This is a genomic window from Sphingobium yanoikuyae (assembly GCF_034424525.1).
Taxonomy (GTDB): Bacteria; Pseudomonadota; Alphaproteobacteria; order Sphingomonadales; family Sphingomonadaceae; genus Sphingobium; species Sphingobium yanoikuyae.
In genome coordinates this window covers 4,137,003-4,160,732 of record NZ_CP139979.1, presented here as the reverse complement: position 1 = coordinate 4,160,732, position 23,730 = coordinate 4,137,003, and the positions used below count along the sequence as shown (strand labels likewise).

The 23,730-nt window shown below is 65.8% G+C and carries 17 protein-coding genes; 13 read left to right on the top strand and 4 right to left on the bottom strand.

The features are described from left to right. Positions 1-40: 40 nt before the first annotated feature. On the top strand, positions 41-1,540 hold the full coding sequence (locus tag U0025_RS19190; RefSeq protein ID WP_004209110.1) for a CoA-acylating methylmalonate-semialdehyde dehydrogenase: 1,500 nt from the start codon (positions 41-43) through the stop codon (positions 1,538-1,540). Positions 1,541-1,673: 133 nt separating this feature from the next. Then, positions 1,674-3,008 carry an acetyl-CoA hydrolase/transferase family protein gene (locus U0025_RS19185; protein ID WP_004209108.1) on the top strand — a complete coding sequence of 445 codons (1,335 nt, stop codon included), beginning with the start codon at positions 1,674-1,676 and terminating at the stop codon, positions 3,006-3,008. On the opposite strand, the gene U0025_RS19180 is transcribed toward U0025_RS19185, so the two are convergent. After that, a complete protein-coding gene (locus U0025_RS19180; protein ID WP_004209107.1) occupies positions 3,009-3,779 on the bottom strand; it encodes a thioesterase family protein in 771 nt (256 codons plus the stop codon). Between the two features lie 198 nt (positions 3,780-3,977). On the opposite strand from U0025_RS19180, the gene U0025_RS19175 reads away from it, so the two are divergent. Further along, the gene (locus U0025_RS19175) at positions 3,978-5,069 is read left to right on the top strand and encodes a sphingomyelin phosphodiesterase (RefSeq protein WP_004209106.1); all 1,092 of its coding nucleotides are present in this window, start codon (positions 3,978-3,980) and stop codon (positions 5,067-5,069) included. Next, positions 5,060-6,229: a TonB-dependent receptor domain-containing protein gene (locus U0025_RS19170; RefSeq protein WP_004209105.1), complete on the top strand. Its 1,170-nt coding sequence runs from the start codon at positions 5,060-5,062 to the stop codon at positions 6,227-6,229. Before U0025_RS19175 ends, U0025_RS19170 begins: the two co-directional genes overlap by 10 nt. A gap of 37 nt (positions 6,230-6,266) precedes the next feature. On the opposite strand, the gene U0025_RS19165 is transcribed toward U0025_RS19170, so the two are convergent. Continuing rightward, a complete protein-coding gene (locus U0025_RS19165; protein WP_004209104.1) occupies positions 6,267-8,660 on the bottom strand; it encodes a membrane-bound PQQ-dependent dehydrogenase, glucose/quinate/shikimate family in 2,394 nt (797 codons plus the stop codon). A 197-nt stretch (positions 8,661-8,857) separates the two neighbouring features. On the opposite strand from U0025_RS19165, the gene U0025_RS19160 reads away from it, so the two are divergent. Genes U0025_RS19160 through U0025_RS19145 form a run of 4 tightly spaced genes read left to right on the top strand, consistent with a single transcriptional unit; the run spans position 8,858 to position 13,108 of the window. After that, on the top strand, positions 8,858-10,981 hold the full coding sequence (locus U0025_RS19160; RefSeq protein WP_004209103.1) for a TonB-dependent siderophore receptor: 2,124 nt from the start codon (positions 8,858-8,860) through the stop codon (positions 10,979-10,981). Further along, positions 10,978-11,286: a hypothetical protein gene (locus U0025_RS19155; protein WP_004209102.1), complete on the top strand. Its 309-nt coding sequence runs from the start codon at positions 10,978-10,980 to the stop codon at positions 11,284-11,286. Before U0025_RS19160 ends, U0025_RS19155 begins: the two co-directional genes overlap by 4 nt. Beyond that, positions 11,283-12,797 carry a PepSY-associated TM helix domain-containing protein gene (locus tag U0025_RS19150; RefSeq protein ID WP_004209101.1) on the top strand — a complete coding sequence of 505 codons (1,515 nt, stop codon included), beginning with the start codon at positions 11,283-11,285 and terminating at the stop codon, positions 12,795-12,797. Before U0025_RS19155 ends, U0025_RS19150 begins: the two co-directional genes overlap by 4 nt. Beyond that, a complete protein-coding gene (locus tag U0025_RS19145; RefSeq protein ID WP_004209100.1) occupies positions 12,794-13,108 on the top strand; it encodes a DUF3325 domain-containing protein in 315 nt (104 codons plus the stop codon). The genes U0025_RS19150 and U0025_RS19145 overlap by 4 nt, the downstream gene beginning before the upstream one ends. Here the strand turns inward: U0025_RS19145 and U0025_RS19140 are convergent. Further along, a complete protein-coding gene (locus U0025_RS19140) occupies positions 13,105-14,475 on the bottom strand; it encodes an ATP-binding protein (RefSeq protein ID WP_004209099.1) in 1,371 nt (456 codons plus the stop codon). The two genes, U0025_RS19145 and U0025_RS19140, sit on opposite strands and share 4 nt — an antisense overlap. After that, positions 14,472-15,200 carry a response regulator gene (locus U0025_RS19135; protein WP_004209098.1) on the bottom strand — a complete coding sequence of 243 codons (729 nt, stop codon included), beginning with the start codon at positions 15,198-15,200 and terminating at the stop codon, positions 14,472-14,474. Before U0025_RS19135 ends, U0025_RS19140 begins: the two co-directional genes overlap by 4 nt. Positions 15,201-15,397: 197 nt before the next feature. Between U0025_RS19135 and U0025_RS19130 the strand changes: the two genes are divergently transcribed. The 5 genes from U0025_RS19130 (at position 15,398) to U0025_RS19110 (ending at position 23,702) form a co-directional block, all read left to right on the top strand. Further along, complete coding sequence (locus U0025_RS19130; RefSeq protein WP_004209097.1) at positions 15,398-16,531, top strand: efflux RND transporter periplasmic adaptor subunit; 1,134 nt, start codon at positions 15,398-15,400, stop codon at positions 16,529-16,531. 10 nt (positions 16,532-16,541) lie between these two features. Continuing rightward, entirely contained in the window at positions 16,542-19,703 is a 3,162-nt protein-coding gene (locus U0025_RS19125) for an efflux RND transporter permease subunit (RefSeq protein WP_004209096.1), read from the top strand. Next, positions 19,700-21,070 (top strand): efflux transporter outer membrane subunit, encoded by a 1,371-nt coding sequence (locus tag U0025_RS19120; protein ID WP_004209095.1) that lies wholly within the window; start codon positions 19,700-19,702, stop codon positions 21,068-21,070. Before U0025_RS19125 ends, U0025_RS19120 begins: the two co-directional genes overlap by 4 nt. A gap of 302 nt (positions 21,071-21,372) precedes the next feature. Continuing rightward, positions 21,373-22,989: an alpha-amylase family glycosyl hydrolase gene (locus U0025_RS19115; protein ID WP_004209092.1), complete on the top strand. Its 1,617-nt coding sequence runs from the start codon at positions 21,373-21,375 to the stop codon at positions 22,987-22,989. A 365-nt stretch (positions 22,990-23,354) separates the two neighbouring features. Further along, entirely contained in the window at positions 23,355-23,702 is a 348-nt protein-coding gene (locus tag U0025_RS19110) for a hypothetical protein (protein ID WP_004209091.1), read from the top strand. Positions 23,703-23,730 lie beyond the last annotated feature (28 nt).

Below are 23,730 nucleotides of genomic sequence, written 5' to 3'. Positions count from 1 at the left end.
CCTCCTTTATGGCCGACCCGATCCGTTTCGAGAGGGCAGCATGCGCATAGTCGACAATTTCATCGGGGGGCAGCATCGCGCATCGGCGTCGACGCGCCTGGGCGACATCTTCAACCCCGCCACTGGCCAGGTGCAGGCGCAGGTCCGCCTGTCGGCGCCCAGCGAACTGGATGAAGCCGTCGCCAATGCGCAGGCCGCGCAACCCGCCTGGGCCGCGATGAACCCGCAGCGCCGCGCCCGCGTGATGTTCAACCTCAAGGCGCTGATCGAACAGCATATGGACGAGCTGGCCGAATTGCTGTCGGTCGAGCATGGCAAGGTCCATTCCGATGCCAAGGGCGATATCCAGCGCGGCCTGGACGTGGTCGAATTTGCCTGTGGCATCCCGCATCTGCTGAAGGGCGAATATACTGAGGGGGCAGGTCCGGGCATCGACGTCTATTCGCTGCGTCAGCCGATCGGCATCGCGGCGGGCATCACCCCGTTCAACTTCCCGGCGATGATCCCGATGTGGATGTTCGCGCCGGCAATCGCCTGCGGCAATGCCTTCATCCTGAAGCCCAGCGAGCGCAATCCCTCTGTCCCGGTGCGCCTGGCCGAACTGGCGATGGAAGCGGGCTTGCCGGCCGGTATCCTGAACGTCGTCCATGGTGACAAGCAGGTGGTGGACGCGATCCTCGATCATCCCGCGATCAAGGCGGTCAGCTTCGTCGGCTCGTCCGACATCGCCCAATATGTCTATGGCCGTGGCGCTTCGAACGGCAAGCGGATGCAGTGCATGGGCGGCGCGAAGAATCACGGCATCGTCATGCCCGACGCCGATTTGGATCAGGCGGTCGCCGACATTCTGGGTGCGGCCTATGGTTCGGCGGGCGAGCGCTGCATGGCACTGCCGGTGGTGGTGCCGGTGGGCGAGCAGACGGCGGTGGCGCTGCGTGCCAAGCTGGAAGCAGGTATCGCCGGGCTGCGCGTCGGCGTGCCGAGCGATCCCGATGCCCATTATGGCCCGGTGGTGAGCGCCGCGCACAAAGCGCGGATCGAAAATTATATCCAGATGGCGGTCGATGAAGGCTCCGAACTGGTGATCGACGGTCGCGGCTTCGCGCTGCAGGGCTATGAGGATGGCTTCTTCCTCGCCCCGACCCTGCTCGACCGCGTGACGCCGCAGATGAAAAGCTATCAGGAAGAGATTTTCGGTCCCGTCCTGCAGATGGTTCGTGCCGAGACGTTTGAGGAAGCGATCGGCTATCCGACCAGGCATCAATATGGCAACGGCGTCGCACTCTTCACCCGCAATGGCGATTTCGCGCGCCGCTTCTGCGCCAATGTCGAGGTCGGCATGGTCGGCATCAACGTGCCGATCCCGGTGCCGGTCAGCTATCACAGCTTCGGCGGCTGGAAGCGCTCGGGGTTCGGTGACATGAACCAATATGGCATGGACGGCGTGCGTTTCTACACGCGGGTCAAGACCGTCACCCAGCGCTGGCCGAGCGGCGGCGCGGTGCTGGATCAGAGCTTCGTCATCCCGACCATGGGCTGAAGCTTATCCTGGGATGAGAAGGCAAGGGCGGGCCGGGTAACCGGACCCGCCATTGTGCCGTCCGGGCGAAAAACTGGCACGGCGATGGCGGCGAGCTATAAGGCGTGGATCGACCACAGGAGAGAGGCGATCCATGACCCCAAAGGGCGACCAGGCATTATATCAGCGGATACGGCGTTCGGCGCAGGAGGCGGCGGCGCTTATCCCGTCGGGCGCCAAGATCTGCATGGCATTGGGGACGGGCCAGCCGCCCGCCTTGCTCGCCGCCCTTGCCGAACGCGCCCGGTCCGCTTCTGTCGCTGATCTGCGTATCTATTATATGCTCTGCACCGGGATCGCCGGCGCCAGCCTGTTCGACTTCGCGCTGCGCGACCGGATCACGCCGATGAGCCTGTTCCATGGCGGTGTCGAACGGATGCTGGATCGCCAGCATGGCGAGGCGCATCTGCCGATGATCGATTTCCTGCCCTGTCATTTCAGCCAGGTGCCGCGCGCCATGGTCGAGCATGTCGGCGTCGACACGCTGATCGCGACGGTCGCGCCGATGGATGCGGACGGCAATTTCAGCCTGGGAACCGATGTCGACTATGCGCTGGCGGTGGCGCGCAAGCCCGGCACCCGGATCATCCTGGAGGTGAATGCGCATATGCCCTATGTGCGGGGCGACTGCATGATCCCCCTGTCGGCGGTGACCGCGCTGGTCGAGCATGATGTCGCATTGCCGACGCTGCCGGCCATCACCCGCACGGCGGTCGACGATGCGATCGGCGCCACCGTCGCCGGTCTGATCCGCGATGGCGATTGCCTGCAGATGGGGATCGGCGCGCTGCCGGAGGCGGTGTGCGCCGGCCTTGCTAATCATCGGCATCTGGGCATCCATACCGAGATGATGACGACGGGCCTCGCCGGACTGATGCAGTCGGGCGTGGTCGACAATAGCCGCAAGCAGATCCATGCCGGCAAGGCGATCTATACCTTCGCGCTTGGCGATCAGGCGCTTTATGATTTCCTGCACGACAATCCGGCGGTCGAGGCGCATCCGGTCGATTATGTGAACAACCCGTTCCTGATCGCGCGCAACGACAATATGGTGTCGGTGAACGCGACACTGCAGGTCGATTTCCACGGCGCCTGCAATTCCGAATTCGTCAACGGGCGACAGTTCAGCGGCACCGGCGGACAGGTGGATTTCGTGCGCGGCGCCTATGCCTCGCACGGCGGCCGATCGATCATCGCCTGCCATTCGACCGCGGCCAAGGGCACGATATCGCGCATCACCCCGCGTCTGGACGGGCCGGTGACGACGCCGCGCATGGACACGCATCTGATCGTCACCGAATATGGCCTGGCCGACCTCAAGGGCAAGTCGGTGGGTGAGAGGGCCAAAGCCCTGATCGCCATCGCCCACCCCGATTTCCGGGAGCAACTGGACCGCGCCGCGTTCGACGCCGGGCTGTTTGCCGGCTGATCAGCGCGGGCGGATCGTCAGCCATTGCGACACGGTGCCGATCGCGCCGTCCCGGTCATGCAGGATGCTGTGGGTAAGGCCGATGCCATCGGCGCCGAACGAGACGGTAACGTCGCAGCCCAGCCATTCGCCGACCGGCGCCCGAAAGATATGGGCGGTGAGGTCGAGATTGGGAAAGGCGGCGTCGGCGGTCGATACCAGAGGCGCCAGGCCATTGGCGGTATCGACCAGCCCCATGGCGCGGGCGAGCGGCGATACTGCCTCATCCTCGATCAGCGCATGGGGCGTGCGGATCCAGCCTATGGCACGGCCGGGTGCGATAGGTTGGCGGCGGGCGTCGATGCTGGCGATGAAGCCGCCGGGCCATTCGCCGGTGCCGTCCCAAGGGGCCATGGTTTCCGGGCCGGGAACGGGATCAAAGCCGCCACCGGCGATCGCGCTGCTGTCATAGGCCTGGGCCAGCCAGGCGCGTAGCAGGATTGCCGGCCGGCCGCCATGGCTGAGCCGTGCCTCGACCAGTTCGATGGTGCGGCCGGGTCGGATGACGGTGACGTCGATTTCGACCGTATCGAGCGGGATGGTGCCCAGGATATCATAGGACAGGCGCCCCAGTTGCAGCGGATCGGGCCGGCGCGCCTTGGCGTCCACCTCGATCGCATGGGCCAGCAGGCCGATCGCGGGGGCGACATGCTGCTCCGTCACGTTCCAGGCGCCGCCGACCAGTTCCGTCGGGGTGAAATGGCGGGCATCAAGCCGCCGGAAATAGGCCATGGGATCCTCTTCATTGCCGTCTGGGCGGGTCGGAGTTCCCCTATCAGCTGGAACCGTCCGCCCGCAAGCTGACGGCGATGATGACAGTCCCGCGTCGCTCCGGTGACCATTGCCGCCTTCAAAATTTAACCCGGCTGCCGCGCGAACGACACGAGCATGACTCATGCGCGCGCTATGAAGGGCGCAGGGGATTGAGGGATGGCGAAGCCTTTGCGTGCGATATTGGTCGCGAGCCTGGCGGTCTTGGCTGCCACGGGATCGCAGGGCGAAAGCCGGCAGAGTGACACTGCCGGGCTGACGGCGGCTGTGCCTCGGCCCGATCTGCCGCTGTCGGTGATGACCTATAATGTGATGGGCCTGCCCTGGCCGATCGCCCTTGGCCGGGACGAGGCACTGGGCCGCATCGCCGATCGGCTGGCGGCGCTGCGCCGGGCCGGGCGCCAGCCCCATATCGTCCTGCTGCAGGAAGCCTTTTCGCCGCAGGCCGCACAACTGGCGCGCCGCGCCGGCTATGCCCATGTCGCGATCGGCCCGGACAGCGGGTTGCGTACGGCGATTGTGGCGGGACCGGATGACCGCGCCTATGCGCAGGCGGCGCGATGGGACCGGGGCGAGACTGTGCCCAAGCAGTTGAACAGCGGGCTGCTGATCCTGTCCGATTATCCGATCACCGGCGTCGACCGCATGGCCTTTCCCGATTTCGCCTGCGCCGGCTTCGATTGCCTGGCGAACAAGGGCGTGCTGATCGCCCATCTGGCGGTGCCGGGCTTCGACCGGCCCGTCAGCATCGTCAACACCCATCTCAACGCGCGCAAGGCGGCAGGCGTGGCGATCGCCCGGTCGCAGCGGGCATTCGATCGGCAGGCCGGGTTGCTGGCCGATTTCGTGCGTGCCCATGTTCCCGCCGGACAGCCGATGATCCTGGGCGGCGACCTCAATATCGGCGCCGATCGCAACCGCATCCACGCCTTCTTCACCCGCTGGGCGCGGGCGGGCATGGGCTTTGTCGCGGCGCATCTGGGCGGCGCACGTCGGGCTTTGGCGGACAGCCTGCCATCCGATGCCGGCACGCATCGCGATCTCGAACAGGCAAGCGCGCGCGGCAAGGACTGGCTGTTCGCACGCGACGATCGTGGTCGGCCGATGCGGGCCATCCACGCGGCCGTGCCTTTTGGTACGGAGGTGGAGGGCGCGCCGCTGTCCGACCATTTCGGTTACATGATCGCCTATGAACCGGAACGTCGCGCCGGGGCCGCTATCCAGTTGGCGCAGGTGGCGTCATGGCGATGATCCGCTGGATGGTGGTGGTGCTGGTAGCCCTGGGGTTCGTGGTCCCCGCATCAGCGCAGACGATTACCCCCGATCATGGCGGCTTTGTGCTGAAACGGCCCTTGCGTTTTTCCCTGCTGCCCGCGCCGCTGGACGGCGCAACGAAGCCGGCGCGTATCTATGCCGTCGAACTGACGCCATCGCCAGCCGAGCCGGCGGCGATCGGCATCGCGGTCCAGCGCAAGCGTAACCGGATGGTGGCGCTGCCGGCTCGTCGGATCGGCACGGTGCCGCTGCCCACCGACCTGTCCGGCGATGCCCAACCGCGTAGCAGCCTGATGCTGGTCGACGCCCATGGCAGCGTGCCACTGGCGGACGGCTTGCAGGCCGAACTGGGCTGGCAGGGGGCCAAGCTCAACAATCGCGGGGCCAATGTGACGGCGCTCTATGGCCGCGACGCAATCAAGAGCCGCGACCTGTTCTTGCCGATGGGGCGGCTGGCCTATGACGCCGCGCCCGGCGTCACCCTGCGCGCGGACTATCGCGAGACGATAGAGGCCTATGCCGGGGTCGGCCTGTCGGGCGCGCTGGGGCTGACGCGGGAGGCGTTCCGCACATTGCAGGCCGGTTTGCGGCCGGAACGCGACAGCCGCATGCGGCTGGGCAGCGACTGGATGGTCGCGTCCGACCTGACATTGGCGGTCGATGCCTTTGACGGCGAGATCGAGGACCGGCTGGCCTTTGTCGAGGACGGCTATCTGCCGGTCAATCGCGGGTCGGCGCATGTGCGGGGGCTGGCGATGCGGGCGGAGCATCGGCTGACGTCCGCGCTCAGCCTGTCGGCGCGCTACCATATGGCGCGACTGCGCCAGGACCGGGGCGGCAATGTGCAGGAACAGCAGCTGACGCTGGAGGGGCTTTGGGCGAAGGGACCATGGCGTTGCCGGGTTGCCGCGGCGCAGAGCAGTGCGCCGGCGCTGATGCAGGATGATGCTGGCCTGCGGCTGGAGGCCGGCGTCGATTATGCGCTGACCGGGCGTCGACCGATACGGGTCGGCCTGCACCTAATCGACCCCGACCAACTGGCGAGCAGCAGGCTGATGCGCGCCGATGCCTCCGGCGCGGCGCGGCCGGAGGATAAGGCGCAGGCACTGATGCTGACCGCTGCCCTCGCCTGGTAAGGCAAAGGGCGGCGGCGAAGCGTCTCAGTAAAGCATCTTAGTTCAGGGCATAGGCGATCAGTTCATCACCCACTGGCGTCTGCATGAAATGATGACCACCGGCCATGATGACCAGATATTGTTTGCCATTCTGGCTGTAGGTCATCGGCGTCGCCTGACCACCGGCGGGCAGCACGTCCTGCCACAGCGTCTTGCCGGTCTTGAGGTCGATCGCGCGGATCAGATTGTCGGTCGCGGCGGCGACGAAGATCAGCCCGCCGGCCGTCACCACCGATCCGCCATTATTGGGCGTGCCGATCGTCAGCGGCAGCATGGAGGGGATGCCGAACGGCCCGTTGGTGCGCGCGGTGCCGAAGGGACGATCCCAGATGGTCTTGCCGGTGGCGATGTCGATCGCGCGGATGCCGCCATAGGGGGGCTGCTTGCAGAGCAGGCCGGTGAAGGGCAGGCGCCAGCCGGCATTGACGTCGATCGCATAGGGAGTGTGCGCCTGCGGATCGCCAGCCCCCTCCGCCCCGCCAATCTCGCCACGCGCCTGGTCGCGCGGTGCCCAGCCCTTCTTGTTGGCTTCCTTGCGAGGCACCAGCCGGACATAGTTGGGCATGTCGTTATAATTGGCGACGATCACCCCGCGCGCCGGATCGACGGCGATGCCACCCCAGTCCGTGCCGCCATTATAACCGGGATATTCGATCGAGCGTCTGTCGGCTTCGGGCGGGGTGAAGAAGCCCTTATAGCTCGCCCGGCGGAACTGGATGCGGCAGATCATCTGGTCGATCGGCGACATGCCCCACATGTCCTTTTCGGTGAGGTCTGGCTTGCGCAGCGTATGGTAGAGCGAGATGCGCTGGGTGGCGGCGCGCTGCTCCGGCTCCACGCCGATCTGCGGGGCCTTGATATCACCGATCGGGGTCAGCGGCCGGCCGGTGCGGCGGTCGAGCACATAGATGTCGCCCTGCTTGCTGGGCAGCAGCATCGCCGGCACCGGACCGCGCGTGGTCGGGAAGTCGATCAGGGTCGCCTGGGCGCCGAAATCATAGTCCCACACATCCTTGCGCACCGCCTGAAAATTCCAGCGCGGCTTGCCGGTCATCACGTCGATCGCGACCAGCGAGGTGGCGTAGCGATTTTCCTCCGGCCGGCGCAGGCTGCTGTAATAATCGGCGGCGCTGTTGCCCATGGGCAGATAGACGAGGCCAAGCTGCTCGTCGCCCGAGGCGATCGTCCACATGTTCGGCGTGCCGCGGGCATAGGTCTGGCCGGCCGGCGGCGGACCGCTGCGTTCCGGGTGCATCATGTCCCAGGCCCAGCGCATCTTGCCCGTGACCGCGCCATAGGCCTGAATCACGCCGGACGGCGCCCAGCGATCCTGCCCGTCCAGCACCTGATGACCGGTGACGATCACGCCGCGCACGATGGTCGGCGGCGAGGTGATGGAGACATAGCCCGGAGGGACCTGGCCCATGCCGTCGGTGATGCGGACCTGGCCATTGCTGCCGAAGTCGCGACATTGCTGGCCGGTGCGGGCATCCAATGCCATGATCCGCGCGTCGAGCGTGCCCAGGATGATGCGCTGGGCGCAGGGCGTGTCGGCAGCGGCGCCGGGCACCGCATAATAGCTGACCCCGCGGCAAGCGGCGGTATAGGGAATGGCCTCGTCCGACACCTTGGGGTCGAAGCGCCATTTCTGCTTGCCGGTGGCAGGATCGAGCGCGATCACCATGCTCTTGGGCGTGCAGACATAGAGGGTGTCGCCGATCTTGAGCGGCGTGTTTTCCGCGCCATAGGTGTTGCGGATCTGGGCCGAGGCCGGCAGATCGCCGGTGTGGATCAGCCAGGCGCGCTTGAGGTTACCCACATTGGCCGGGGTGATCTGGGCGAGCGGCGAGTAGCGCCGGGCGCTGTTGGTGCCACCATAGGCCGGCCAGTCGGCGCCGGTGGTGCCGATCGAGGGATCGGCCATGGCATAGCGGGCGTCGGGCAGACCCTGCAGCACCGGCGGGATGAAGTTGCCGGCGATGCTCCAGAAAAAGCCGATCGCGACAGCGAAAGTGACAGCCACCCCGACCCATGCACGGCGCCAGCGACCGGCGCTGCGGTCGAGCGTCGGCCAGACCAGTTGCAGCGCGATCAGGAGGACCAGCGGGGCGACGACGCGCGGCACCAGTGCCCAGGGATCAAGGCCCACTTCCCAATAGGCCCAGAGCAAAGTGACAGCGAAGATGACAATATAGAGCCAGCCGCCGGCCTTGCGCCCGCGCGCCAGCAGCACGCCCGCGACGATCAGGGCGATGCCGGTGACCAGATAATAAGGCGAGCCGCCCGAGATCAGCAGCCAGGCGCCGCCGCCGGTCAGCACCAGCCCGATAAGGCCGAAGACGATGCCCAATATCAGGGCGGCGATCGATCGGCGGGGCGGTGCATTTGTCATGATCGGATACTCCCTGGGCAGGAGGCACGGGCAGGTGCCGGTTTACAAAGGAGAAACCGACCAGCTTCGTTCCAGACATGAACAAAATTTCATCTTCGTGGCGTGATTGTAGCGCGCATGCAATGCTAATGCGTTTGACTCGCATTCTGGACATGCCTAACGCGCGGCGCAGATAGAGAGCCATCGGGGAAATCAAAATGCGTCTGTCCTTGCGCCACCTCCTGTTGAGCAGCAGCTTTGCCCTTGTCGTGATGCCGCATGCCGCCCACGCGGCAGAAGCGGACAATGCCGCAGAGGACGCGTCGCGGATCGTCGTGACCGCGGCCAACCAGCCGTCCAGTTCCGCCACCGCCCTGTCGCTGTCGGTGCGCGAGACGCCGCAGTCGGTGACGATCATCAATCGCGAACGGATCGAGGATTTCGCGATCACCAACGTCAACGACCTGCTCGACCAGACGATCGGCATCAATGTCGAGCGCGTCGAGACGGACCGCACCTATTTCAACTCGCGCGGTTTCGACGTGTCCAATTTTCAGGTCGATGGCGTCGGCCTGCCGCTCGCCTGGGGTATCCAGTTCGGCGACCTCGACACCGCCCTGTTCGAGAATGTCGAGGCGGTGCGCGGCGCCAATGCGATCATGACCGGCATCGGCAACCCGTCGGCGACGATCAACTATGTCCGCAAGCGGCCGCTCGACGAGTTCCAGGCCAAGGGCACGGCCCAGGTCGGTTCGCGCGACCTGTGGCGCGTGGAAGGCGACGTCAATGTCCCGGTCACGGATACAGTATCGGCGCGCTTCATCTATGCCCATGAGGATCGCGACACCCATCTCGACTATAACCATATCAATCGCGACGTTTTTGGCGCGATCGTCGCCTGGCAGGTGACGCCCGATCTCAAGGCGACGGTCGGTTATACGCGCCAGGAAAATGACGCCGACGGCGTGCTGTGGGGGGCGATGCCGCTGGTCTTCACCGACGGCACGCGGATCGACCATGCGCGTTCGGCAACCACCTCGGCCGACTGGACCTATTGGAACACCAAGGACCAGAACAGCTTTGGCGAGCTGGTCTATACCATGGGCCAATGGACGCTGAGCGGGATGTTCACCTACAAGCGCTTCCAGGAGAATGCGAAGCTGCTTTATGCCTATGGCTATCCCGACAAGGAGACGGGCGAGGGCGTCTATGGCATGTCGGGCATCTACCCGTCCGACTATAAGCAATATCTGGGCGATTTCAGCGCCACCGGCCCGTTCAGCCTGTTCGGCCGCGAGCACAAGCTGGTGCTGGGCCTGTCCTATGCCAAGTCGAATGCCAAGGAGTGGGAGAATTTCGCCGAGGACACGGCGCTGGTCTATCCGTCGGTCTATGACTGGGGCAGCGCGCAGGTGACCGAGCCGGATTATCCGGGCGAATATCTGGCCGCCAAATATAGCGACGAGCTGACTCGCCTCTATGGTGCGGCGCATCTGAACTTCACCGACCAGCTGAAGGGCGTGGTCGGCGCCAGCGCGATGTGGATCAAGTCGTCCGGCTATTCCTATGGCACCGATCAGGCGCGCGACGACCACAAGATCAGCCCCTATCTCGGCCTGCTCTATGACGTGACGCCCAACGTCACCCTTTATGCCAGCTATACCGACATCTATAACCCGCAGGCGGAAGTCGACGCGAATAATCGCAAGCTGGACCCGGCCAAGGGCACCAGCATCGAGGGCGGCATCAAGAGCAGCTGGTTCGGCGATCGCCTCTATGCCACCGCCACCGTGTTCCGCGCCAAGCAGAAGGGGCTGGCCGACTATGCCGGCACCTTCGACGAAAATGGTCCGGGCAAGGCCGGCGGCAGCTATTATGCCGGCGTCGATACCACCTCGACCGGTTTCGAACTGGAAGTGGCAGGCAAGATCACCGACCAGTGGACGCTGAGCGGCGGCTATACCCAATATGATATCGAGGATGACGAGGGCAACGACACCCGCACCTGGCTGCCGACCAAGTCGTTGAAACTGGCCACCACCTATCAGGTGCCGCAGCTCAACGACCTGAAGCTGGGGGCGCAGATGCGCTGGCAGAACGCGATCAAGACGACGCTGACCGATGTCTATGACGGCGATGTTTACATGGGCGATGTGGTCGTTAAGCAGAAGAGCTATGCCGTGCTCGACCTGATGGCGGGTATCCGGGTGGTCGATCATCTGCGGGCGAGCGTGAACGTGAAGAATGTCACCAACACCAAATATCTGGGCAGCCTGATGTGGGGCCAGGCCTTCTACGCAGCGCCGCGCACGGCGGTGTTCACGCTGAGCGTGGACTATTGACGAAGGCGGCGGCTCTGCGCGCCCGTAGCGGCTGGCGTTATCGCGGCAATGTCGCGCTGCGCACGCTCGCGGGCACGGTGGGCGCCTATGCGGTGGCGGCGCTGGCGGCGATGCTGCTGGCCCGCACCCTGCCGATGGGCCGGCTGGAGGCGGTCACGGTGGCGACCATGTTCTCCTATTTGTTTGCGCCAGCAGTAACCGTGTGGGCCTTCCTCGCACGCGGACCCTGGGTCGCTCTGGGCGGCGTTGTGTTGCTGTCCGCCGGGCTGGCGGGACTGGTCTGGACCAGCGGAGGCTTTGCATGAGCGGGGCATCGGCGATGGTGCGGGATGGCGTGCGGCAGGCGATGGCCTGGCTGCACGGCTGGACCGGGCTGCTGCTGGGCTATGTATTGTTCGTCATGTGCCTGGCCGGGACGCTCAGCGTCTTCAAGCCGGAGATCGGCCGCTGGATGCGGCCCGAGGTGACGGCGCAGGCGGACAGCAAGAGCGCGATCGTCGCGGCGACAGGCTGGCTGTCGAAACATGCGCCCGGTTCCACCGGCTGGTATCTGACCGCGCCTGACGGCCGGGCCAATACGGTCGAGGCATCCTATGACCAGGGCAGCGACTATCTGTATCGCGCGCTCGATCCGGTGACCGGTGCGCCGGTCGCGCGCGAGACGCTGGGCGGCGAATTCTTCTACCGCCTCCATTTCGAGCTGGAAATTCCCTATCCCTGGGGCCGGCTGCTCGCCTCGCTGGCGGCGATGGTCATGCTGGTCGCGCTGGTCACCGGCATCATCGCGCACAAGCGCATTTTCAAGGACTTCTTCACCTTCCGCCCGGCCAAGGGCCAGCGGTCCTGGCTCGACGGGCATAATGCGACCGGCGTGCTGGCCATGCCCTTTCACCTGATGATCACCTTCACCGGGCTGCTGACGCTGGCGTCGCTCAACATGCCCTGGCCGATCAGTGCCGGCTATGGTGACAAGGTGATGGAGATGTACGAGGCGCTGGCACCCGGTTCGGTGACCCGTCCGGCGGCCGGAAAGCCCGCGTCGCTGGCGCCGATCGCACCGATGCTGACGGCGGCCGAGCGCGCATTTGGCGGCGGCCATGTCGGCCGCGTCTATGTCTTCAATCCCGGCGACGCGGCATCGGTCGTCACCGTCTACCAGTCCGATGCCGACACGATCGGCTATATGCGGGGGCAGGCGAGCTTCGACGGGGCCACGGGCCGGCTGCTCAAGAGCTGGGTCGAGCGGCGGCCGGCGATGCGGACCTATCAGGTCATCTATGGGCTGCACATGGCGCGCTTCGCGCCGATGGCGACGCGCTGGCTCTATGTGCTGGGCGGGGCGATGCTGACGCTGGCGATCTCGACCGGCATGGTGCTGTGGATCGCCAAGCGGCGCGAGCGCCAGCCCCTCTCGATCGGCAATCGCATCCTCGAACGGCTCAATGTCGGCGTGATCACTGGCGTGCCGCTGGGCGCGGTGGCCTATTTCATCGCCAATCGGCTGTTGCCGATCGGCATGGCGGGGCGACCGGAAGCGGAAGTGTCCGTGGCCTTGTGGATGGCGGCGGCGGCCGTGCTGGCCGGGCTGGCGCTGCGTCCGGCCATCGGCTGGCCGCTGATGATGGGGCTGCTCGCCTTCGCCTGCGTGCTGGCGGCGGTGCTGGGGCCGGTCTGGTCGACCGAACCGGTCCTTCTGGCCGGCAATCTTCTGTTCCTGGCCATGGCGGCAGCGCTCGCGCTGATCGTGCGTCGGCAGGTGCGGCGGCGCAATGCGCCAACGCCAGCGCGTCGGCGGATGCGGGAGCAGCCAGCATGATCGTCGCGGGGCTGCTCTATATCGGTTTCTTCGCACTGGCGGCGGCGATGACGCGGCATGGGCCGGCGCTGCTCGGCCCCTGGCAGCGCCATGGGCTGGCCCGGCATCTGCCGCTGCTCGGCTGGAGCGCGATTGCCCTGTCGCTGCTCGGCGCGATCCTGGCCGGTGCGGACGGGATCGGCATCGTCACCTGGTGCGGGCTGCTGCCGCTGATGGCGGGGGCGGTGCTGCTGGCGCTGACCTATGGCCCCCGGCTGGCGCGCGGGGGACTGCTGGTGGCGCTGGCGCTGATGGTCGTCGGCGCGGTTTAGGCAGCCTTCATCTCGATACTGGCGATCAGCCCGCCATCGGGTGCATTGCGCAGCGCGACGATCGCACCGAAACTGAGGCCCAGCGACCGCGCGATGGTGAGGCCGATACCGGTGCCGTGCCGGCCGCCCGGCTGGCTGCTGGCGCCGCGGGTGAAGGGTTCGAACATCTGGTCCAGATCCTGCGGCGGGATGCCGGGGCCATGGTCGCGTATCTCGATCGTGACATGGCCGGGCGTGCGCAGGCAGCTTATCTCCGCGCATCCGCCATATTTGACGGCATTGTCGACCAGATTGCTCATGCAGCGGGTCAGCGCATTGGGCTTGACCCGGACCGACGCGCCGCAGCCGGCGGCGAACTGGACCGGCGCTCCCAGTTCCTGCGCATCCTCGGCCATGCTGGCGAGCAGGGAGTCGAGGTCGATCACCGACCAATCCTCATGCGTCTCGGTGCTGGCGGCAAGGTCCAGCCCTTCGCGCACCAGCCGCTGCATCGCCTCATGATCCTGCAGCAGGCGGGCGCGCAGCTCCTCATTCTCGACCAGTTCCAGCCGCAGCCGCAGCCGGGTGAGCGGGGTCTGGAGATCATGGCTGATCGCCGCCAGCAACTGCGTCCGCTCGGTGAAACCGGCGCGGACGCGGCGCTGCATCAGGTTGAAGGTGGAGAGGGCGGCGCGCACCTCCTCCGGCCCGCGCTCGGGAATTTCCTCCGGGTCGCGCGACACGGAAAAGGCTTCGGCGGCCTGGGACAGGCGGCGCAGCGGCTTGGCGGCGATCCGGCCGATCAGGATGGAGAGGCCGGCGGCCGAGAGCAGGATGACGACCAGATAGGCCGGGCTGAACAGCGAACTGGGCGGCCGGGCGAGGCGCGGGAAGGTAAGCGCCATGCCGCGGCGCTGGCCGGTCGCGTCGGTCATGCGCACGATCCAGCAATCGGGTCGGGGCGCATCGATCAGGCCGGCAGCCCGGCTGCGCCCGGCATCCTTGTCCGGGAAACAGAGGCCGAAGGGCACCTGTCCCGCCTCCGGCTGGGCGCGGGGGCCGAAACGCCGGGCGAGCGCGGCTTCGAGATCGGGATCCGGCTCGTTGATCGAGATGCCGTCAGGGGCGATGGAAGCGCCGACAATGCCGTGATTTTCCAGCATCTGCTGGACGCGCACCGGATCGCGGCGCAGCCGGTCGGCCACGTCGAAGGCGCTGGCCAGCACGCGCTGGCGGCGGACCCGTTCGAAATCATGACGCCGCCCCTGTTCCGACACGGCGAGCGCCAGGATGGCCGAGAGCGAGATGCCGACGGTCAGCAGCACGAAGATATGCCCCGCCATCGAGCGGAAGAAATCCCGCACGCGCTGCACCGGCTGGCCGATCATTCGTAGCGCACCGGGCTGGCGAGGACATAGCCTTCGCCGCGGACGGTCAGGATCAGGTCGGCGCCGCCGGTGGCGCCGGCCAGCTTCTGCCGCAGGCGGCTGACCTGCAGGTCGATGGTGCGGTCGAAGGCGGCGGTGGCGCGCCGTTCGGGCAGCAAAGTCTCACGCGCCAGCACGACATTGGGTTCCTCGATGAAGCGGGAGAGCAGGCGGAATTCGGCGGAGGACAGCATGACAAGCCGGTCGTCCGGGGCGATCAGCCGGCGTTGCAGCAGATCGAGCCGCCAGGGGCCGAAGACAGCGTAGCGGGACTGGTCGGCGGGTGCCGGCGCCTCGACGCGGGGGCGGCGCAGCAGGTTGCGGATGCGCACCAGCAGCTCGCGCGGTTCGAACGGCTTGGTCAGATAATCGTCGGCGCCCAATTCCAGCCCCAGCACCCGGTCGATCGCGCTGCCGCGCGCCGTCACCATGATGATCTGGATGCCCGATCCTTCGGCGCGCAGTTCGCGGCACAGCGACAGGCCATCGCCATCGGGCAGGTTGAGATCGAGCACGATCAGGTCGACCGGCTGGTCGCGCAGGGCCTGGCGCAGTTCGGCGAGGTTGGATGCAGAGAGCAGGTCGTAATTTTCCTGCCGCAACTGATCGACGATCAAACCGCGAATATCGGCATCATCGTCGACGACGATGACGCTGTTGCGGCGGGGATCGGACAGGTCAGCCATGTTGCGCTTCTAGCGGCGGATATTGCAAAAGTCTGTGCCTCTACCGGGGATGATACAGGGCGATACAAAGCGATACGCGTCCGGATGTCACGCGACATGATGATGCGTCAGGATATCAACTTGGTCTAGCAGGATACCGCTCAAATCGCGATCAGGCGATCGTCGGCGCTGCCTGCCGGCGGTAACGATGTGAAGCCATGCCCATTTTCGCAGAGCTCCGGAGCCTCCGGGTCGCACCGATTGCACTATGCATCCTGATCACCGCTTGCGGACAGGAAAAGGCGCCAAAGAAAGGGCCTGTGGAAGTGGGCGTGGTGACGCTGGCGGCACAGAATGTGACCGTCTCGTCCGAATTGCCGGCGCGCACCGTGTCGACCATGCAGTCGGAAGTCCGGCCACAGATCACCGGCGTGATCCAGAAAAGGCTGTTCACCGAAGGATCGATGGTGACGGCCGGCCAGCCGCTCTACCAGATTGACGAACGGCTCTATCGCGCGTCGCGCGACGAGGCGCAGGCGGCGCTGGTGAGCGCGCAGGCGACGGCGGTGGCAGCGCAGGCCAAGGCGCAGCGCTATCGCGGCCTTGGCGATACCGAGGCGGTGAGCGCGCAGGACCGCGACGATGTGATCGCGACGGCCCGCCAGGCAGCGGCCGCCGTGGGCCAGGCCCGCGCCTCGCTCGACACCGCCAATGTGAACCTGACCTTCACCCAGGTGCGCGCGCCGATCAGCGGCCGGATCGGCCGGACCCTCTTCACCCCCGGCGCGCTGGTGACCGCCAGCCAGACCGATCCGCTGACGACGATCCAGCAGCTTGACCCCATCTATGTCGACGTCACCCAGTCGAGCAGCCAGCTGCTGCAGCTGCGGCGATCGCTGGCGGCGGGCAAGACGCTGCCGGCCAGCGCGACGATCCGGCTGAAGCTGGACGATGGCAGCGAATATCCGCTGGAAGGGCGGATCGAATTTGCCGAGCCGATCGTCGATGTCGACAGCGGCACGGTGACGCTGCGCGCGCGCTTCCCCAATCCCGACGGCATGCTGCTGCCCGGTATGTTCGTGCGCGTCGTCGCGCCCCAGTCGGTCGTGCCCGGCGCGATCCTGGCGCCGCAGCAGGGCATCGCCCGCGATGCCAAGGGCAATGCGACCGCGCTGGTCGTGACCAAGGACAACAAGGTCGAGCGCCGCACCGTCACCGCCGCGCAGGCGATCGGCGACAAATGGCTGATCACCGCAGGCCTGAAGGCCGGCGACCGGCTGATCGTCGAGGGCACCGACAAGGTCCAGCCCGACGACAAGGTAAAGCCCGTCGCCGTCGCGGCGAAGAAGTAGGAGAGGCCCGGTGCTGAGCCGCTTTTTCATCGACCGGCCGATCTTTGCCTGGGTCATCGCCATTGGCATCATGCTGGCGGGCCTCGGCGGCATGCTGTCGCTGCCAGTCGCCCAATATCCCGATATCGCGCCGCCGGGCGTCGGCATCAGCGCCACCTATCCGGGCGCGTCGGCCGAAACGGTCGAGACCAGTGTCACCCAGGTCATCGAACAGCAGCTGACCGGCATCGACGGGCTCATGTATTTCTCCTCCTCGTCGACATCGACGGGGCAGTCGCGCATCACCGTCACCTTCCAGAAGGGCACCGACCCCGACACCGCGCAGGTGCAGGTGCAGAACCGGGTGCAGCAGGCGCTGAGCCGCCTGCCCAGCGCCGTGCAGCAGCAGGGCCTGTCGGTCACCAAGCAGCAGACCGACTTCCTGATGCTGGTGGGTCTCTATGACGAGACCGACAATGCCACCCAGGCGGACATTGCCGACTATCTGGTCAATAATTTCCAGGATTCGATCGCCCGTATCGACGGCATCGGCGCGACCCAGATCTTCGGGTCGCAATATGCGATGCGCATCTGGCTGGACCCCTATAAGCTGGCCGCGGTCAAGCTGATGCCGTCGGACGTCGAAACGGCGATCAAGGCGCAGAATATCGAAGTGTCGGCCGGCCAGATCGGTGCCGATCCGGCACCGGCCAACCAGCAGATCAACGCCACCGTCACGGCGCGTGCGCGCCTGGAAACGCCGGACCAGTTCCGCAATATCGTGGTGAAGACGCAGAGCGACGGGTCGGTCGTCCACCTGTCCGACGTGGCCCGCGTCGAGCTGGGCAATGAAAGCTATACCACCAGCGCGCGCCTCAACGGCCATCCGGCATCGGGGATGGCGTTGCAGCTGGCGCCGGGCGCCGACGCGCTCAAGACCGCGGAGCTGGTGAAGGCGCGCGTCGCCGAACTGGGCGGCAACCTGCCGCACGGTTACAAGATCGTCTATCCGCGCGACACCACGCCCTTCATCAAGCTGTCGGTCGAGGAAGTCGTGCAGACGCTGATCGAGGCGGTCGTGCTGGTCGTGATCGTGATGTTCGTCTTCCTGCAGAGCTGGCGTGCGACGCTGGTGCCCGCGATCGCGGTGCCGGTCGTGCTGCTCGGCACGTTCGGCATCCTTGCCCTGTTCGGCTATTCGATCAACACGCTGACCCTGTTCGGCATGGTGCTGTCGATCGGCCTGCTGGTCGACGACGCGATCGTCGTGGTGGAAAATGTCGAGCGCATCATGGAGGAAGAGGGGCTTTCGCCCCGCGACGCCACGATCAAGTCGATGATGGAGATTGGCAGTGCGCTGGTCGGCATCGCGCTGGTGCTGTCGGCGGTGCTGCTGCCCATGGCCTTCTTCGGCGGATCGACCGGCGTCATCTATCGCCAATTCTCGATCACGATCGTGTCGTCGATGCTGTTGTCGGTCGTGGTCGCATTGATCCTGTCGCCGGCCCTGTGCGCCACCATCCTGAAGCCGATCGACAAGGCGCATCGCGAGAAGGGCTGGTTCGGCAAGTTCAACCGCTGGTTCGAGCGGCTGACCAATGGCTATGTCCGCCGCACCCAGGGCGTGATCGGCAAGCGGGGCATCTTCTGGGGCCTTTATGTGGTGGTGCTGGGTATATTGGTCGTGCTGTTCATGCGCCTGCCCACCAGCTTCCTGCCAGTCGAGGATCAGGGCCAGGTGATGGTGCAGGTCACGCTGCCGTCCGGCGCCAAGTCGAGCCGCACCAATGCGGCGATCGACCAGGTGCAGAGCTATTTCCTCAATGACGAGAAGGACAATGTCGCCTTCGCCTTCATCATGACCGGCTTCAGTTTCCAGGGGCAGGGCGAGAATGTCGGCCAGGGCTTCATCAACCTGGCGCCATGGGACGATCGCAAGGGCAAGACGAACGAGGCCGGCACGATCGCCAACCGGGCGACCAAGCAGCTGGGCGCGATCCGCGATGCCAAGGTGCTGGCGATGACCCCGCCGGCAATCCGCGGCCTGGGCCAGTCCAACGGCTTCACCTTCGAACTGCTGAACAGCGGCGGCCTCAGCCGCGAGCGCTTCCTGGAGTTGCGCAACCAGCTGATCGCGTCTGCCCAGCAAGATCCGGTTCTGGCCGGGGTGCGGGCGGCCTCGCTGGAGGACACGCCGCAGCTCAAGATCGACATCGATACCGAGAAGCTGACCGTGCTGGGCCTGACCCAGGCCAATGTCGACGATGTGCTCAGCTCCGCCTGGGGCAGCACCTATGTCAACGACTTCGTCGATCGCGGCCGGGTGAAGCGCGTCTATATGCAGGCCGACGCCGCCTATCGCGCCTTGCCGAGCGATCTCGACAACTGGATGGTGCGATCGAGCACGACCGGCGAGATGGTGCCCTTCTCCGCCTTTGCCACCAGCCACTGGGTGATGGGGCCGAGCAGCGTGCAGCGCTTCAACGGCCTGTCCTCCTTCGAGATCCAGGGCCAGTCGGCGCCGGGCGCCAGCTCGGGTGACGCGATGGACCGGATGGTGGCGCTGCAGAAGCAGTTGCCGGCCGGCACCAGCTATGCCTGGAGCGGCCTCAGCTATCAGGAGCAATTGTCCGGCGGACAGGCGCCCCTGCTCTATGGCCTGTCGGTGCTGGTCGTCTTCCTCTGCCTCGCGGCCCTTTATGAAAGCTGGTCGATCCCGCTGTCGGTGCTGCTGGTCATTCCGCTCGGCCTGATCGGCGCGGTGCTGGCGGTGACGCTGCGCGGGCTGGAGAATAATATCTTCTTCCAGGTCGGCCTGCTGACCACCATGGGTCTGGCGGCGAAGAATGCGATCCTGATCGTCGAGTTTGCCGAACTGGCGCATCGCAATGGCCGCAATGCGCTGGAAGCGGCGCTGGAGGCGGCGCGGCTGCGCTTCCGTCCGATCCTGATGACCAGCCTGGCCTTCATCGCCGGCGTCATTCCGCTCGCCATCGCTACCGGGGCCGGCGCACAAAGCCGCGTCGCGATCGGCACGGCGGTGGTCGGCGGCATGGTGACGGCGACGGTGCTGGCGATCTTCTATGTGCCGCTCTTCTTCGTCTCGATCGCCCGCCTGTTCGGCATGGACAAGAAGAAGCCGGGTGGCGAGCCGCCGGCCCAGGATGCGCCCGTGGACGGAGTGCCCGCATGACCCGCGCTGCATGGATGATGATGCCGCTGTCGGCGTTGGTGCTGGCCGGGTGCGACATGGCGCCCAAATATGTCCGACCGCAAACGCCGGTGGCGCCGGCCTTCCCCACGGGTGAGGCCTATGCCCCGGCGAGCGCCGAACCCGCCGGCCTGCCCTGGACCGCGCTGATCGGCGACACGCGGCTCAAGACCGTGATCGAGCGGGCGCTGGCCAATAATCGCGACCTGCGCGTGGCGCTGGCCAATGTCCAGTCGGCGCGGGCGCAGTACAAGGTCGAGCGGGCGGCGCAGTTGCCGACGATCACCGGCGATGCGGCAGCGAGCTTCAGTCGCCAGAATGACAATCGGCAGAACAGCTATAGCGCCGATGTCGGTTTCAGCGCGTTCGAGATCGACCTGTTCGGCCGGGTCAAGAATCTGACCCGATCGGCGCTCGAATCCTATCTGGCGACGCAGGAAGGGATGCGGTCGACCCGCATCACCCTGATCGCCGAGACGGCGAACGCCTATGCGACGATGGCGGCGGACCAGGAATTGCTCGCCCTGTCGCGCCAGACGCTGGCGAGCGCCGAGCGCAGCCTGAAACTGACGCAGACGCTCAACACATCGGGTCTGGCCGGCAAGCTGGACGTGCATCAGGCTGAAACCACGGTGGAGCAGGCGCGCTCCGACATCGAGGCGAATGTCACCCAGGTGGCGCAGGACCGCAACGCGCTGGAACTGCTGGTCGGCGCACCGGTCGAGGATGCGCTGCTGCCGCAATCGCTCGACAGCCTGTTGCAGTCGACCGCGAAGGTGCCAGCAGGTCTATCCTCCGACGTATTGTTGCAGCGACCCGATGTGTTGCAGGCGGAGCATCAGCTCAAGGCCGCCAATGCCGATATCGGCGCGGCGCGGGCGGCGATGTTCCCCAAGATCAGTCTGACGACGGCGATCGGCGTGGCCAGCTCGGCCCTGTCTTCGCTGTTCAGCGATGGCGGATTTGCCTGGTCGGCGGCGCCGTCCGCCAGCATGCCGATCTTTGGCGGGGCGGCGCGCGGCAATCTGGACTATAGCAAGGCGCAGCGCGACCTTTATGTCGCGCAATATGAGAAGGCGATCCAGACCGCCTTCCAGGAAGTGTCGGACGGGCTGGCGCGGGCCGGCACGATCGACCGGCAGCAGGCGGCACAGCAGGCGCTGGTGACGGCCAACCAGCGCTATTATGCGCTGGCGGACCAGCGCTATCGGGCGGGCATCGACACCTTCCTCAATTCGCTGACCAGCCAGCGGTCGCTTTACAGCGCGCAGCAATCGGCGATCGCGACACAGCTGGCGGCGGTGCAGAATCGCATCCTGCTCTACCGGGTGATCGGCGCCGACCAATAGGCGCCGATCTGCCCTCTTCTCCCGCTTTTCCATGCCCGCGAATCCTGTTATTCTGCGCGCATAAAGAAGAAGGAGAGGGCCATGGCATTTCTGGCTCGGTGTCTGGACTGGCTGTGCGGCATTTGTGCATCCGCCGCGCAGGATGAGTGCGTCATCAACCAGCTGATCTCCAGCGTGACGCGATCCCGACATACGCCCTGAACCCTTCGCAGCCGCAACATAGTTCTTCACCTGCGCGCGCCGCCGTGTAGACTGGCGCTGCGGCACGATGCGCCGCAGGCTTGGGACATGGGGTGGCGCAAATGGCTCCCGACAGTCGTGATGCAGGCGATCGGCCCTGGTGGAAGGGTGCGGTCCTCTATCAAATCTATCCCCGCAGCTTTCAGGATTCGAACGGCGATGGCATTGGCGACCTGCCGGGCATCACCGCGCGGCTGGAGCATGTCGCGCGGCTGGGCGTGGACGCGATCTGGATTTCGCCCTTCTTCCCCTCGCCGATGCGCGATTTCGGCTATGATATCGCCGATTATTGCGGGGTGGACCCGATCTTCGGCACACTCGCCGATTTCGACGCGCTGGTGGCGCGCGCGCATGAACTGGGGATCAAGGTCACGATCGACCAGGTCTATGCCCATAGTTCCGACCTGCATCCCTGGTTCGCGCAGAGCCGGCAGGACCGGGACAATGACAAGGCGGACTGGTTCGTCTGGGCCGACCCCAGGGTGGACGGCACCCCGCCCAACAACTGGCAGTCGGTGTTCGGCGGCCCGGCCTGGACCTGGGACGCGCGGCGGCGGCAATATTATATGCACCAGTTCCTGACCAGCCAGCCGCAGCTCAACGTCCATAATGTTGCGGTGCAGGATGCGCTGCTGGGCGCAATGCAATTCTGGCTGGACCGGGGCGTCGACGGCTTTCGCCTCGACGCGCTCAACCATGCGATGCACGACCCGGAATTGCGCGACAATCCGCCCGCGCCCGAGGGGGAAGGGCCGCGCACCCGACCCTTCGATTATCAGATTCGCCGCTATAGCCAGTCGCATCCCGGCGTGGTCGATTTCGTCGCGCGCATCCGCGACCTCACCGATCGCTATGGCGCGATCTTCACCGTGGCGGAGGTGGGCGGCGACCTCGCCGAGCAGGAGATGAAGGCCTATACGGCGGGCGAGGATCATCTCAACAGCGCCTATGGCTTCACCTTCCTCTATACCCCGGCGCTGACCCCCGGCCTGATCGCCGATACGCTGGCGCGCTGGCCGGACGAACCGGGCATGGGCTGGCCGAGCTGGGCGTTCGAGAATCATGATGCGCCGCGCGCCTTGTCGCGCTGGTGCGCGCCGGAGGATCAGCCGGCCTTTGCTCGGCTCAAGATGCTGCTGCTGATGGCGCTGCGCGGCAATGTCATCCTCTATCAGGGCGAGGAACTGGGCATCACCCAGGTCGATATCCCGTTCGAGAAATTGCAGGACCCCGAGGCGATCGCCAACTGGCCGCTGACCCTGTCGCGCGACGGCGCACGCACGCCGCTGCCCTGGTCGGTCGATGCGGCGGAGGCGGGCTTTACCGATGGCGAGCCCTGGCTGCCATTGGGTTCGGAGAATGTCGCGCGGGCGGTGGCGGCGCAGGAGGGCGACCCCGCCTCGCTGCTGCACTTCACCCGCGCGATGATCGCGCTGCGCAAGGCGAATCCGGCGATGCGCCATGGGCGCCTGGATATCATGCGCGCCGACGATCAGTGCCTGGCCTTCCGCCGGGTGGCAGAGGATCAGGCGCTGACCTGCATCTTCAACCTGTCGCCAACGCCCGCGCCCTGGCCGGATGAGGTGGAGGCCGATGGCACGATCGTCGCGGCGATCAGCGATGCGGCGTCGGGGATGGCATTGCCACCCTATGCTGCGCTGCTGCTGGCGCAGGATTAGGTCACACCTGCGTTCCACCGGGCAAAGTATATAGTGTCGTGCGGCAAAAAGGGCCGAATGCGCCCCAAATGCCCCGGCAACGCCCCACCGACGCAACGCTTGGGTCACTTCCGGGTCAGGGTGACGCGCCATTCGGGTCATGACGACGCGCCGGCTAAGCGACAGCCACGCACCACCCACGCTTCGGTTGGGGCACGAATGCTCTGTTGGAATCAGGGGCGCGCCGATGCGATCCATCGTCGAGGATAGATCAGAGACGCGGCGAATAGGACAGGGCTATTGGAGATGCGCCAGACGTTTATCGTGAAACAGGCGCTTCTCGATCTTCGATAGCTGCTGCTCGCGAATCGGGTTAGATTTTCAATATGAGCATCGCCGACATCATCGAACGGGTCGCTGTCCTGCGGGCAGAAGCGGGTTTTGATGTGCCCGACTTATGGTTGACCTTCTATCTTTCGGGTTCTCTGGCGTCACTTGATCGGGTGGCGGAGGCCTTGTCCCGGATGGAAGCCGTCAATCTTGCCGACGGCGAAGGGGGCTTCCTCTATCCGAAATTGCGGGCGCCCGAATCCGCAGAAGATATAGCCAGCCTGATCGGGCAGGTTGGTCAGATTACGAAACAGTGCGGCGCTACGCTGCTCTCGGTCGATCTGGACACAAGCCGCGATCCATCGATATCCCGCTTTGCAGAAATCATCCGATATGATGATTGAGGGAGAGGAGCCGCCTCTCCCTCAAATT

Excerpts from the sequence above, each read along its gene's own strand:
- U0025_RS19190 (WP_004209110.1), top strand. The coding sequence starts at position 41 with ATGCGCATAGTCGACAATTTCATCGGGGGGCAGCATCGCGCATCGGCG.
- U0025_RS19185 (WP_004209108.1), top strand. The coding sequence starts at position 1,674 with ATGACCCCAAAGGGCGACCAGGCATTATATCAGCGGATACGGCGTTCG.
- U0025_RS19180 (WP_004209107.1), bottom strand. The coding sequence starts at position 3,779 with ATGGCCTATTTCCGGCGGCTTGATGCCCGCCATTTCACCCCGACGGAA.
- U0025_RS19175 (WP_004209106.1), top strand. The coding sequence starts at position 3,978 with ATGGCGAAGCCTTTGCGTGCGATATTGGTCGCGAGCCTGGCGGTCTTG.
- U0025_RS19170 (WP_004209105.1), top strand. The coding sequence starts at position 5,060 with ATGGCGATGATCCGCTGGATGGTGGTGGTGCTGGTAGCCCTGGGGTTC.
- U0025_RS19165 (WP_004209104.1), bottom strand. The coding sequence starts at position 8,660 with ATGACAAATGCACCGCCCCGCCGATCGATCGCCGCCCTGATATTGGGC.
- U0025_RS19160 (WP_004209103.1), top strand. The coding sequence starts at position 8,858 with ATGCGTCTGTCCTTGCGCCACCTCCTGTTGAGCAGCAGCTTTGCCCTT.
- U0025_RS19150 (WP_004209101.1), top strand. The coding sequence starts at position 11,283 with ATGAGCGGGGCATCGGCGATGGTGCGGGATGGCGTGCGGCAGGCGATG.
- U0025_RS19145 (WP_004209100.1), top strand. The coding sequence starts at position 12,794 with ATGATCGTCGCGGGGCTGCTCTATATCGGTTTCTTCGCACTGGCGGCG.
- U0025_RS19140 (WP_004209099.1), bottom strand. The coding sequence starts at position 14,475 with ATGATCGGCCAGCCGGTGCAGCGCGTGCGGGATTTCTTCCGCTCGATG.
- U0025_RS19135 (WP_004209098.1), bottom strand. The coding sequence starts at position 15,200 with ATGGCTGACCTGTCCGATCCCCGCCGCAACAGCGTCATCGTCGTCGAC.
- U0025_RS19130 (WP_004209097.1), top strand. The coding sequence starts at position 15,398 with ATGCCCATTTTCGCAGAGCTCCGGAGCCTCCGGGTCGCACCGATTGCA.
- U0025_RS19120 (WP_004209095.1), top strand. The coding sequence starts at position 19,700 with ATGACCCGCGCTGCATGGATGATGATGCCGCTGTCGGCGTTGGTGCTG.
- U0025_RS19115 (WP_004209092.1), top strand. The coding sequence starts at position 21,373 with ATGGCTCCCGACAGTCGTGATGCAGGCGATCGGCCCTGGTGGAAGGGT.
- U0025_RS19110 (WP_004209091.1), top strand. The coding sequence starts at position 23,355 with ATGAGCATCGCCGACATCATCGAACGGGTCGCTGTCCTGCGGGCAGAA.